Here is a 13,630-nt window from a genome sequence, read left to right on the forward strand (position 1 = left end):
ATGTTATAAAATGTTATCATAAAAAAAGGGGATTCTCAGAATCCCCTTTTTAGGTTTTATTTTAATTTCCTTATTCTAGAATTAATTTCTTTTGAATTAATTTGTCGTTTTGACGAATCTTTAAGATATAAACTCCTTTAGCGGCTTTATTATTTACAGCTAAATTCATCATAGACTGACCCATTGGTAGTTCAGAAGTACTGATAACTCTTCCAGCAATGTCATATAGTTGAACATTTGCTCCACCCCATTGAGTTGCATCATAGTTTATATTCCAACCTGTTGAGGCATTACTTGGATTTGGGTAAACACTGATTTGACTATTTAAGTCTTCCGCATCTGTAGCAAGAACACCACTTACATTGATATTATCGATAGAAATGTTATTAGATTGATCAGAAGCTAAATATTCAAATTTAAACATTACATGACTTTTATTAAGAGTTGCCACGCTAAATGATGCATTGGTCCATGTAGAATTTGCATCTGGTTTAAAAGATTCCCATCCTGTTCCGTTGTTTACCAAATTTTTAGGTAATATCTTATTTCTCAATTGCCAAGAATTTCCACAGTCAATTGAAGAATATACCCAAAGTTCTTCAGTCATTTCTGTTAAGCTTGTAGCATCAGTTGCACAAGCATAATCAAATGAAAGAGTACCATTGCTAACTAACGATAAATCCATAGGTTGAGTTACAAATGAAACCTTAGAACCTCCTCTTCTCACTTTGAAGAATGACTCAGGAGATAATGGAAGTGGATTTGTATAAGGGTTAGACATATCCAAGAAGATAGCACCTGATCCGTTTGTTCCTACATTTGGAAGTACTTCCCAAGCATAGTCATAGTTTTGAGGATTCAATGCAATTCCAGCATATTGTTGACTAGGAGTATTGAAATCAATATTTACTAATCCATTGAATACTGGCCAATTTGGAGCAATCCAAATAAAGCTTTCTTTTGTAATGGTATTACTTTTCCCATGATCTTCCACTTTTAAGGTAACAGTTTTCCATCCTGGAGAAGTAAAAGAAACGGTAGGGTTAACATCATTTGAAGTTGTAACGTCTGCATCTTCAAAAGTCCAAGTATATGTTGGACTGCTTGTAGTAATTCCCCATGAATAATTGTTGAATTTCACAGAAGATCCCACACAAGAAACGATTTCTTTTGAATTGGTGAAGAAGTCAGCCACAGGATCTGCAACCACTCCATCAGGAATAGAGTTAGCTAAATTTGCTTCACTTACCATTGTCATTCTACCAGATGTATTTGATTTTAATGAGGTTCTCATATATTTCACCTGAAGTTGGGTAAACATGTGGCTGCAATATGAGTAGTCCATGTAATTCTGGAAATTCTCAACAACAGTATCGTTACAAATCATAGCATTATCAGGGTATGTTTTTCCAGAATGTGGAGGATATCCTGAAGGATAAGATTGATTCAAAGGACAGAAATCATATCCTCTTGTTCTTGGAGTATCTTCAATTCCATCATCACCGCAAGCTTGCATTGGATCATTGTTATCACCCCAAACGTGTGGCAATCCTAAATAGTGACCTACTTCATGTGTTACTGCACGTGATGAATACGGATTACTAGTACCATTATCTGCAACATAATTATGAAGAACAACTACTCCATCCATAAATCCAGCAGCGCCTTCAACGTTAGTTGGATATTGAGAATATCCAGCAGCACCAGAATAAATCTTCTTAACAGTCCAAATATTTAAATAACGACTTCTTGGCCACTGGTCTAATTTGGAATATGCATCTCCGATATTAGATTCATGAGTAAAATGTCTTACAATACCAGTAGTAGGGTTACCAACTGGATCTTGTGTAGCTAATTTAAATCGGATATATGCTTTCCCTATGATTGATTGAAATTCAGGGATAACACTTGCTGTATCAGCATTTAACTTTGCATAATCTCTATTTAAGATATCAATTTGTCTATGGATTTGAGCATCTGAAATATTTTCTACACCATATTCATGAAGAACATGAAAAACTACTGGAATGGTAAAAATAATAGTATCTGGCTCTTCACCATCTTTGTCAAACACTCCGTTTGAGTTCCTAAATTGAGCCATCTGTTCATAGAAGGCCTCTTTTAGTTCGGGATGAGTTGCCCATAAATCGTTGGTTAATTCACTTGTTCCACACCAATTATCTTGCTGAGCTCCCACAAAAAGAGGAAATGCTAAAAGAATATAAATCAGATACTTCATGTTATAAAATTTAATTATTTGTTTCTTTTTTAGTTGTGCCTTTGTTTTACTATTACGTATTCAACATGTATAACGTTGGCTAAATTCATAAATAAATCAAGATGTCAAATATACATTATTTTTATTTATTTCAATAACTTCCTTCTAATTTTTATAGAAAAAGAGAATATTCTAAATGCACAACGGGTTATTCTAATATCCTTTTAAATTTGATTTCCAAATAGAATCCTTTTGTTCGGTTGTCCAGTTATATTTTCCCTGATAGATACCTTTACTTTCCCAATCGCCATACATAGGGTTTGGCAGTACAATAAAATTATACCCGAATTTTAAATGAATCGCATCTACAATCTGATTGCGTTTTTGAGTTGAATTTACAATAAATTCAGAAGAGAAATCGGATAGATTATCTCCCATGAATAATAATACAGTATAGTTTGCTAATACCTTGTCAAAACGTACTTGTTTAGAACTCTCAGTAGTTTTAAATAACAGATGCTCATTATCTGCAAATGGAAATTGAATCTGTTTCATATTCTCCAACGTAGCTTCCTTCTCATGTTCCATACGGTTTGAAATGTAAAACACCTCAACTCCTTTGTTTTTCGCATAATTTAGAAAATCAGTAGCTCCTGGAATAGCCAGTGCCGTTTTATGATTTACCCAATCTGTCCAGTCTGCTGCTGTATATTCTTTGTTGTCTAAAATTAAACGTGCATTGTATGGGCTATTATCCATTACTGTTTCGTCTATGTCCGTGATAATTGCAAGTTTTTTCCCTTTGAGCGATTCATCTGCTAGAAATTGATCCAAACGCAATTGGGCAAGATTAAATGCTTGATAGCATAAGGCTCTATATTCACCAGCATTTTGTTGCCAAAGTACTGATTGGATGGAATATTCTCGAGTATTATAAATATGTGCATCTTCTTCTTGTGAAACTGTATTTTTTGTAGTTGAACAGCTTAGAAGAATAGCAAAAGCTAGGATAAAAGATACAAATTTGTATTTCATATGTTCAAAATTAGATGGGCTAAATTACTAATTTTAGTGAGAGTGAACAAGAGGGAATTTCCACATTTGTGAAATTTGGTTATATTTTTGTTATTTTTAAAACCAAAACACGTATCATGATAAAATCGATCCATACCCTTTTATTCATTGTAATCATAACTTTACCAACAATATATTCTCAAACTATTGAATTTCCGAATGGAAAATTCCCATTTACGCAAACCGTGGAATGGTCTGGAAGGGGAAGTTTATTTTATGCTTCAGATCCATCAGGTAAAACAGAAGAAATTAATATCTGTCTTTTAAATCAAACTGGAGTTATTGACTGGACCCGTTCAGTATATCCAAAAGCTAAGGGAACTCATTTGATTTTATCAGGGATGGCAGATTACTTTTATTTTGTAGATGATTTTGTACCTGTGAATAATGCTATTCGCTATAATCAGGTGAATATCAGCGGAAGCGTGACTCCTACTAAAGTGGATTTACTCAATGTGATTAGTAGTTATAAATACCGAAATATAGTAGATCTTGTGTTAAAGGATGTAATTAGTACGCCAAAATCTTTGGTTTTTTATTTTCAGCTTACGACTCCAGATAAAACAGCGATTGAGAATATTTTTGTTTCCATTACCCATCATAATAACCGTGTATATCATTGCAAAGGACCTGTTTCACATCCCGACTTAATTTCTCAGGGAAAAGAGGATGCTTTTGTCTTTTCGGGGGCTTTTGAAGATGCTATTTCATTCTCTCGATTTGCAGGAGGTGCAGTAGAATTTTTCTCATTTTCGTCAAAAGCTGAGCCATTAGTGGGGCATACCTATAAAATTACGGGAGCAGATGCCATTTCTTCTAAAATCCATTTTGTGTCTCTAAACGGAAGCGCCTATATTGAAAAAGAGATGAAACGTATAGCCACTGCCTATGGAAAAGGAATATTTGTAAATGGATATTTTTATTATGTGATGAATGACGCTAAAGACCGTTGTTTAAAGATATTTAGAAGAGATGATAAAGGAAACCTTGTACAAATAAATACATGTGAAAATCCTGCAAAATCGGCTAAGAAATACAGTGGTGATATTACGTTTATCAGTTTGGGTGAAAAATTGATTGTGATTGGAGATATTGACAAAAGCGTAAGCGCTTTTGAAATTTTAAATGATAAGGTAACTTCCATAGATGCTGCCAAAGTGAATAAGGATATAATTCAAAGAAATCCTAGTTCTTTCTATGTTGGAAATAATTCTTCACGTTTTATTCATTATATAAATGGGGCGCCTTATTACGTAGATCCTAGTGACTTGACACAAGCTATAATTTCCTTGAAAAAGCTCGATAAGTAGCCATACGTTATTTATTTCTATAGAATATAAGAATATGGTTCACTGATTTTATTTAGATTTGTTTGTTATGACAAAGATTTCTCATAAAATTCGGTGGATGTTGGTTGCTTTACTTAGCATCATCTTGTCATGGACAGCCTACACCGTCTTTTACAACACGAGAGCTGAAAAGGAATACAAACGATTTCAAGAAGAATTCTCTTTACTAGAGCAAAAGCAGTCACGTTTTAACCAAAAACTGAAAATAGATATTAGTAATCATACCATTGCTTCGCTTTGGAAATCAGAAAATCTACAAAAAAGTAATTATATTATTGCTATTTATAAGAATGAGTCTTTGATTTACTGGAATTCTAATCAAGTTGACTTAAAAAATAGATATTCTTCTAGTTCTGGACATTTTGTAGGTCGTTTTTCAAATGGATATTATCTAGTGGATCATTTTGATGTACATGACTTACATATATATGTAGGGAGTGAAATTAAACATCAGTTTTATTACGAGAATAAATCTTTGCAGAATGTGGTATCAGACTATTTTAAAACACCAAACAAAATCACGATTGATTGGGAACAAAATAAGGACAATAGACCTATTTTATCACAAGATGGCAATCCTTTATTTTACTTAACTATTTTAAAAGAAAAAACCATTGGGGCGTATGAACAACTCATCACCTTCCTTTTGTATCTCATTGGAATGATGTGTTTATTGGTTGCATTGAGTTTGTTTTTACGAGATTGGAGTGCTAAATTTCGTGTTATAATTTGGTTGTATCCTATATTTCTTTTGGTTCTTCGTTATTTATCTATTCAATATGAATGGATACACTTATTCAACGATTTTGCCCTTTTTGACCCAAGTTTATATGCTAATAATTTATGGATTCCAAATTTGGGAAGTTTGATGTTATCACTTCTGGTCATAGGAATAGTCATCTGGTGGGCACTTTACTTTTTGCGAAAAATGGATTATCCACAACAAATTAATAAGATTTTACTCTTAGTTTTTTATCTGGGATTACTTCTTTATTCAATTTTTATCCATTATATATTTCAATCCTTAATCGTCAATAGCTCCATATTTCTTGTAATAGATGAGGTTTCATCTCTTACACTTTATTCAATTATAGTGCTTACCCTTACCGCATCCTTGTTTTTATCTTATTTCTTATTAGCCAAACAAATTATAGAGGGAATCATACAAGCTAAATTCCAATTGAATCTAATTGCTATTGTATGGTTTGTAAGTGGGATGATTTTGATAGGATATATATTTGTTTCTAAGGAAACTTATGAAGGTATTTTCCCTGTCTTTATCAATGGTGTATTTTTTTATCTCTTAAGTAAAGGAGTTAAAATTAATGCATTGAAATATTCCTTGTTTTTTATCATCTTATTTAGTTTGTATAGTGCTGTTATTTTATTTGAAAATAACCAAATCAATGAGCATCAGAAAAGAGAGTTGTATGCGAATCAATTGGTAACGGATCAAGACCCTGCTATGGAGATAGAATATACTACTACCATTGAGAATCTAACCAGTAATTCCGAGTTTTACCAATTGGTTAAAAATAGTAAGTATTTTTCGAGTTCTGACTTTTCATTTCAATTAGAAAATTGTTGTTTTAATGGCTATTGGGAACGCTATGATTTGAATTTCCTCTTATTTGATGAAAAAGGGACTCCACTGCTGAATTCAGATGAATTCCAAAATAAAGAAGAAATTAACCGCTTGATTAGACACCATGCTTCTGCTTCAGCTATTGCCAAAGATTTGTATTTCATTCATGATTATTATCACCAATTAAGTTATTTAGGACATTGTCATTTAACACTTTCTGATTCTTCTCAGGTGGATTTTTATATTTTATTTAAATCAAAAAAGATTCCCGAAAAAATTGGCTTCCCACGTTTATTGATGAATGAAAAATCGAATGCACTTCAAAATATAGAAGCGTATTCATTAGCGCGTTATTCGAAGGGAAAATTAGTGATGCGGTACGGTGAGTATAATTATCCTATAATCTTACAAGCCATACCAAATGTAAAGACAATTACGTCAGGGTTTGTGAATTATAAAGGATTTAGCCATTTTATCTATCAACAAGAGGGCGGACAAGCTATCATCATCTCTCGACCCGCCAAGAGTTTTATTGAGAAATTGAGCACCTTCTCTTATTTAATTCTCTTTTTTGGTGTATTCGTGCTGGTATTATTGCCTTTCTTCTATGCTAGACAATTGTATCCCTTCCGTTCCATTAATTTATCCGTAAAGGTCCAATCCATGTTGATCACAATGGTGATTTCTTCCTTTATTGTTTTTGGAGTGGTCGCCATTAAAAATGTACAACAACAGTTTAGTACCAATGCAGAAGACAATCTCAAAGAAAAAATGTATGCTATTGATAAAGAGATTAATCACGAGTTTCGCGCCTTAGGAGTGGATACGCTATTTAGTTTCTCAAATATTCAGAATCTGAATAATTATATGAAGAAGTTAGCAAATACCTTTAGTACAGATGTTAATTTTTATACAAACAAGGGAGACTTATTAGCTACCTCTCAGCCTAAACTATATGCCAAGGGGATTAATTCTACATTGATGGATAATAGAGCATTTTATGCGATGAATTACCTAAAACGAAGTGAATTTATTCACCATGAATTGTATGGGAATCTAAGATTCTTATCTGGATATTTACCTATTGAGAATGTAAATAATGAATTTATAGGGTACCTCAATATTCAACATTTCTCCCGTCAAAATCTTTTTGAAAATCAAATGAATACGTTTATAGTGGCTGTTATTAATCTAACAGTGCTGATTTTGGTTATTACGGTGATTATTTCCATTATTGTTTCAGGTTGGATTACCTCACCACTTCGATTGATACAGCAGAGCTTCTCCCACATGGAGTTAGGAAAGGAGAACAAACCGATCAATTATAAAGGAGATGATGAAATTGGGGCACTAGTTAAGGAATATAATGATAAATTAAAGGAACTAGAACTCAAAGCTTTACAATTAGCACAAAGTGAAAGAGAAACTGCTTGGCGTGAAATGGCAAAGCAAGTAGCGCATGAAATTAAGAACCCATTGACACCGATGAAGTTGAGTATTCAACAATTCCAGCGTTCTTTTAATCCTGGAGATGACAATGCGCAAGAACGTATCAATCGCTTAGTAACTTCCTTAATTGAACAAATTGATGGGCTCACGCATATTGCTAATGAGTTTTCTAATTTTGCCAAAATGCCGAAAGCAAACGAAGAAGATCTTGATTTACTTCCTATACTGCATAATATTCAGGAATTGTATTCTTCTGCAGAAGTTCACATAGATATACAAACAGACCAACAGGAAAAATACGTAATTTTTGCAGATAAAGATTTAATCATTCGGGTATTTAATAACCTCGTAAAGAATGCCATTCAAGCTACTAAGGAGCATGAAGTCATTGATATACAGATTAAAATAAAGGAAGAAGAGGAGAGTTATCTCATTCAAATTCAGGATAATGGCCAAGGAATGACTGAAGAAATTAGCAGTAAAGTGTTTACTCCAAATTTTACTACCAAATCTACAGGTTCTGGTTTAGGTTTGGCAATGGTAAAACAAATTATTTCCAATCACAACGGAGAGATTTGGTTTGAAACCGTGTGGGGACAAGGAACAATTTTCTATATACAATTGCCCAAGAGAAAATAAACGATGAAAGTGATCTTAAATTCTAGGAATATTAGCGTGTTAAGTGTTATCATCTTTGCAGCATTATATTTGAATCGAGGATTTATTGATTATATCTGTTGGGATGTCTTTGGGCAATATGTATATCTACCTTCTGCTTTTATCAATCATACTTTTTATTTGCCTTTAGAGCATTTTGAAGTGCTAAATCAACACTATCACTTTTCTCCAACGCTATACCAGTTTAATGTTGTAGATGATATTGCTTATTCCAAATATACGAGTGGTCTAGCCATCTTATTTATTCCTTTCTTTTTGATTGGACATCTTTTTGCGAGCTGGTTAGGATATCCTTTAGATGGTTATTCTGAGCCGTATTCGTTGGCTTTTTGGGCTGGTTGTTTCTTTTATACTGCTCTAAATATTTTTGTATTGAGAAAAGTATTATTAATCTTTTTTAAAGATGAATTGGTTACTTGGTTGGTCCCTATTCTCTTCTTTGGCACGAATCTCTATGCACAATCCTTGATTCCAAGCACTTTCACCCACAATTTGGCATTTCTTTTCGTTGGCTTCCTGTTGCTGTCCACCAAAAAATTTCACGATGCTCCCTCTCTTAAGACAGGTTTATATTTGGGTATATCTTTAGGTTTCTTAGGATTGATACGTATTCCGGACTTACTGTTAGGAATCATCCCTGTATTATGGGATATCAAGAAATATGGTTCTTTGAAGAAGAAACTTCTCTTCTTTTGGAGTAAAAAGACGGCTTTTTTCTCCGTGCTAATAAGCTTTATGTTAATTATTGGAATACAACTGACTTTCTGGTATAGTCTAACAGGTCACTTCTTCATAGATTCTTATGCAACAGATCCAGGAGGAGGATTTGATTGGTTACGTCCACATACACTTCCTTTCTTGTTTAGCTTTAAGAAAGGGTGGTTTATTTATACACCTTTGGCATTGTTGGCGATATGGGGCTTTGTTCTTTTATTTAAAAAGAAAGGAAATGAGCAGATTTTGACGATTGCATTTCTTTTATTTTTATATGTTATGAGTACGTGGACGAATTGGTGGTATGCACAAAGTTTCTCCCAACGACCGATGATAGATATATATCCTATTGTAGGAATTGCTATTGGAACACTTTTCTTAAATGTAAACAGAAAATTTTGGCTATATCTATTTACTTGTTTTTGTATAGTTTTAAATGTTTTCCAAACGTGGCAGATGACGGCAGGGATTGTATCTGACTCGCAAATGACACGTGCGTATTATTTTTCTACCTTCGGACAACTTTCTCCTCCTACAGATTTACAAATCCATTTACTGGAAAAAGCCAGAAGTGATTATTATGATTTGTCTTTTGAAGACATGAATTTACAGTTGCTACATACGTGGAAAGAAGAAATTACAGATGGACAACTAAACCCTGAAGAGGCATATACTGATGATTATTACTTTGATATTTCGGAATATTATAAAGAAGATAAATTATATATTCTCCGTGCAAATTGGGAATTTATTCCGGAAAATTCCATTATACTCAATGGGCTGATGCCTAATATTACTACTCAATACAAGGGGAGAAGTTATGAATGGAGAGGTGGTTATGAGGGTAGTTATGACTTCTCCATAGATAGTCTTAACCATCAAATTCAGATGATTTATTTAATTCCTCATTTGCGGACTAAACACGATAAGATACGCGTACAGGTTTGGAATAGAGATGGTGTCTTTATTACATTCTCAGGGTTGAAGGTGGAATTATTTGAAATAATAGGGCGAAAATAGAAATATTCGTAGTTTTGTACTCAAATCACATACATTGAATATACACAAGCTTTCCATATTAATCCCAGCTTATAATGAAGGATCCACCATTCATTTAATTTTAGATAGAATTAGGGCTGTTGTTTTACATCAAAGTATCCAAAAAGAGGTGATTATTGTGAATGACTGTTCGACAGATGATACAGTGGAACGCATAGAAAAGTATAGGGAAAACAATCCAGACTTTCCGATTCAGTTGTTTTCGCAACCGTTTAACATGGGAAAGGGAGCGGCCATCAATCGCGCTATTCAAGAATGTACAGGAGATTACTTAATCATTCAAGATGCAGATTTGGAATATGATCCTGAAGATTACAATCAGCTGTTGCAGCCTGTTTTTATGGATAATGCCGATGTGGTTTATGGTTCTCGTTTTGTGGGAAATCAACCACACCGTATTTTGTTCTTCTGGCATTCAATCGGAAATAAGTTTCTGACTTTCCTATCTAATATGATTAACAATCTGAATTTGACTGATATGGAAACATGTTACAAAATGATCCGTTCTTCTATTGCTAAAAAAATTGTAATTAAAGAAAGTCGTTTTGGCATTGAGCCTGAGATTACTGCAAAGTTATCACGTGTTCCCAAAATTAAAATTTATGAAGTAGGTATTTCCTATTATGGCAGAACCTATGCAGAAGGGAAAAAAATTGGTTGGAAAGACGGGTTTAGAGCAATTTATTGTATTATTCGGTATGGGATAGCAGACTAAAGGCTTTTTATTCAAACTCAAATTCAGTTTCCTGTTCTTTTTTATTCTCTTTTTGCCATTCTTCTACTTTCTTTTGGAATTTTCCTTTCCGTTTTTCCTTATTCTCAGGAGAAAACTCATCGCTTTGTTTGGGATCTGTTCCAAAATCAAGAATGACCTTATCCTCTTTAAATTTCTCTGATTCTATCTTTTGAATGGTGGAATCTTTTTTATTAATTCCAAATCCTTCTTTTAACACACTTTTTAAATCTTCTTTAGCTTGATCTTCTTTCTCTTTTTTGGCCAACTTCTTAGCATCTTTATCCCAAGAGAATATGGGATTTTCTACTGTTCCTGTCATCTTTAGATAAACACGGAACCCTGTTTCATCATCTTCAATGTCTCCAAATTCAGAATGTTTTTTACTTTTTAAATCTCTGAATCTAAATTCAAAAGAATAGTCAATAGCATTATCAAAAGTATGTGTTCCTTCCAATGTTAAATCAATAGCGTTAGAGTTGATGACCATTTTAGGAATATAAATCACACCATTTTTGATACTGAAAGAGTTCTCAAAGGTAGCAAACTGTAAATTTAAGAGCCTTTCCTCAAAATCTTTCAGATTGGATTTTGAAATCATCAAACGAGCCGCAGAAGATTTTAAACTTTTAGTAATCTCTTTAAATGTTTCGACATTTATCAAAGCTCCATCCGTTATTTGGATGGAGGTTGTGACATCAAATTTATCTTTTACTATTTTTTGTTCATACAAATCAAAAGGAGCAGTCATATTGAGCAGAATACTTGCTTGCCCCTTGATATTGTCGGCAGAAATTACGGTCTGATCAAAATTATTCCATTCCTTAAAGAGAGGGCTAAATTTTACAGCATCGGATTTCAAATTGGCGTTTACTACCAGATACATAGGACTTGTTTCGGTTAGGGTTAAGTTTCCTACCACTTTAGCACCCGAATTTACACCTTCAAGATAAGGAAAAGTGAGTTCATGTGCCCCAAAACTCATCTTTGTTTGGATAGATGAATATTTGTGTCCACTGTATTCTACTGTATTTAACATGAGTCGCACATTGCCACTAATATTATCAGGTAAGAGCCATGTCTTAATAGGCTCTGATGTGCTACCTGCGTTGCTAGCTAAATCTTCTATATTGAGATAATTACTGGAGATATCTGCATCTATATATAAGTTACCTTGTTTATTGATATACTTTGCAATCTGGTTAAATTCTCCATCAAATTGAGCAGAAGATTTATTGATATTTAAGGTTAGCCCAGTAATAGCAGCTGCCTGATTTCGTATGGTTAGTTGACCTTCTGGAATAAGAATCTGACGAGAATCATCTGCCCATTGTACTGCTATTTGATGTAAATCTAAGGAAGCCTTTACATCATTAAACTGAACATCCTTTACGACGTTGTTTACAAGTGCCAGATTGATGTCAAAATTCCCCTGTACATCTATATTTCCCGATAAATCTTGTAAACCTGAGAAGGAGAAAAAACTAGAAATAGCCTTGAGGTCGAGTGTTCCGTTGGCTTTACCGACAAAACGAGGATGGTTAAAATTGGTGATGCGTAGATTTCCCTGAAAATCTTTATTAAGCGAATGAAATTGAATAGAAGTGAGTGATAAATGTTCACTATCTGTACTTACCCCATTGGAATATTCTCCTGTGAGTTGGATATTGGAAAGTGTAAACTCTTTTTCAGACAGACTACCATTACTTATGGCAAAATCAGCATCAATAGCGATCGCTTCAGTTTTACTCCCCTTCCCTTTGATGTATAGATTAAAATCTACAGTTCCTTTCCCTTTTAGTCTGTCAACTACTTCTAATTCCTGAAATGCAAAATTCTTTGCCACATCAATTAAATCGAGCTGTTTAGCGCTTATGTAAAAATTCACGTTATAATCACTTACCCTCCCTGTAATTGAAAAAGGTAAATCGTTAATTTTCAGTTTTGCCGATTTAATCTCAAAGATATTATTATCGTAATCCATTTGGATAGCAATCTTACATTCAGCATGTTGATTTTCAATAAGGATCAACGACTTAGATTGTATTTTTCCAATCTGGAAGTCTGTTTTAGCATCCATCATAAACTGCTTCTCGTTGAAGGCTCCTTTTAAGGTAACATTGTAAAAATACCCTGAGTGATATTCTTGTAAAGCTTCATTTGAATAGCTAAATCGAATACCTTTTAAATGAATCCTTTTTAAATTAAATTCGAAGGGAACTTGTACAGTGTCTTCACTTTCCTTTAGAAAATCATAGTTAATTGCGCCATTTTTTAAAATTTTTAAGTAGATTTTTCCTTTGGTAGCGTCCACTTCATGGATGGTATAATTTTTCCGATAGAAGTCTAATAAGCTAAAACGGAGATCTAATCTCTTGGCATAGAAAGCAGTATCTGTTGTTTCTAACTCCCCAAACTTACTATATACCATTACATTGTCAAAAGAAAGAGCCACATTGGGAAAAGTACGCCAAATTCCCACATCAATATTGCTCACATGCACTTCTTTATTCAAATATTGATTAGCTGTTTGCAGGGCATATTTCTTTATGTCATCCTTATATATGAAAATCAGCAAACTAATTAAGAAGATAAAGACAATAAAACTGCCTAATATCCACAAGCTTATTTTCATTATTTTCCGCCAGTTCATAGTACAAAAATAGCTGCTTTTCAATGTGATTACCGCCCTATATTTTATACTTATTAACGGTGAATTTTTTATAATTGTATATGTATTTTAACATTTTGGCAATTTTAAATAGTTACCT

7 protein-coding genes are annotated in these 13,630 nt (G+C 33.4%); 4 read left to right on the forward strand and 3 right to left on the reverse strand.

Going from position 1 to position 13,630, the window contains the following annotated elements; translation table 11 throughout:
* Positions 1-70 precede the first annotated feature (70 nt).
* Positions 71-2,239: a M43 family zinc metalloprotease gene (locus M9897_11990; GenBank protein MCO5269602.1), complete on the reverse strand. Its 2,169-nt coding sequence runs from the start codon at positions 2,237-2,239 to the stop codon at positions 71-73.
* A gap of 192 nt (positions 2,240-2,431) precedes the next feature.
* Positions 2,432-3,253 (reverse strand): 5'-nucleotidase, lipoprotein e(P4) family, encoded by an 822-nt coding sequence (locus M9897_11995; GenBank protein ID MCO5269603.1) that lies wholly within the window; start codon positions 3,251-3,253, stop codon positions 2,432-2,434.
* A 116-nt stretch (positions 3,254-3,369) separates the two neighbouring features.
* Here M9897_11995 and M9897_12000 point away from each other — a divergent pair, with 116 nt between their 5' ends.
* The 4 genes from M9897_12000 to M9897_12015 all read left to right on the forward strand — a co-directional run bounded on the left by M9897_12000 (position 3,370) and on the right by M9897_12015 (position 10,841).
* A complete protein-coding gene (locus tag M9897_12000; protein MCO5269604.1) occupies positions 3,370-4,602 on the forward strand; it encodes a hypothetical protein in 1,233 nt (410 codons plus the stop codon).
* Between the two features lie 67 nt (positions 4,603-4,669).
* Positions 4,670-8,314: an ATP-binding protein gene (locus M9897_12005; protein MCO5269605.1), complete on the forward strand. Its 3,645-nt coding sequence runs from the start codon at positions 4,670-4,672 to the stop codon at positions 8,312-8,314.
* Between the two features lie 3 nt (positions 8,315-8,317).
* Complete coding sequence (locus M9897_12010; protein ID MCO5269606.1) at positions 8,318-10,087, forward strand: hypothetical protein; 1,770 nt, start codon at positions 8,318-8,320, stop codon at positions 10,085-10,087.
* Positions 10,088-10,121: 34 nt separating this feature from the next.
* Positions 10,122-10,841, forward strand: a complete 720-nt coding sequence (locus M9897_12015) for a glycosyltransferase family 2 protein (protein ID MCO5269607.1) — start codon at positions 10,122-10,124, stop codon at positions 10,839-10,841.
* Between the two features lie 7 nt (positions 10,842-10,848).
* On the opposite strand, the gene M9897_12020 is transcribed toward M9897_12015, so the two are convergent.
* A complete protein-coding gene (locus tag M9897_12020) occupies positions 10,849-13,494 on the reverse strand; it encodes a hypothetical protein (protein MCO5269608.1) in 2,646 nt (881 codons plus the stop codon).
* Positions 13,495-13,630: the final 136 nt, after the last annotated feature.

Origin of the sequence: Brumimicrobium sp. (assembly GCA_023957385.1) — a bacterium.
Classification (GTDB): domain Bacteria; phylum Bacteroidota; class Bacteroidia; order Flavobacteriales_D; family Crocinitomicaceae; genus Brumimicrobium.

What these genes read in the sequence shown, in the direction of transcription:
- M9897_11990 (MCO5269602.1), bottom strand. Translation starts at nt 2,239, where the DNA reads ATGAAGTATCTGATTTATATTCTTTTAGCATTTCCTCTTTTTGTGGGA.
- M9897_11995 (MCO5269603.1), bottom strand. Translation starts at nt 3,253, where the DNA reads ATGAAATACAAATTTGTATCTTTTATCCTAGCTTTTGCTATTCTTCTA.
- M9897_12000 (MCO5269604.1), top strand. Translation starts at nt 3,370, where the DNA reads ATGATAAAATCGATCCATACCCTTTTATTCATTGTAATCATAACTTTA.
- M9897_12005 (MCO5269605.1), top strand. Translation starts at nt 4,670, where the DNA reads ATGACAAAGATTTCTCATAAAATTCGGTGGATGTTGGTTGCTTTACTT.
- M9897_12010 (MCO5269606.1), top strand. Translation starts at nt 8,318, where the DNA reads ATGAAAGTGATCTTAAATTCTAGGAATATTAGCGTGTTAAGTGTTATC.
- M9897_12020 (MCO5269608.1), bottom strand. Translation starts at nt 13,494, where the DNA reads ATGAAAATAAGCTTGTGGATATTAGGCAGTTTTATTGTCTTTATCTTC.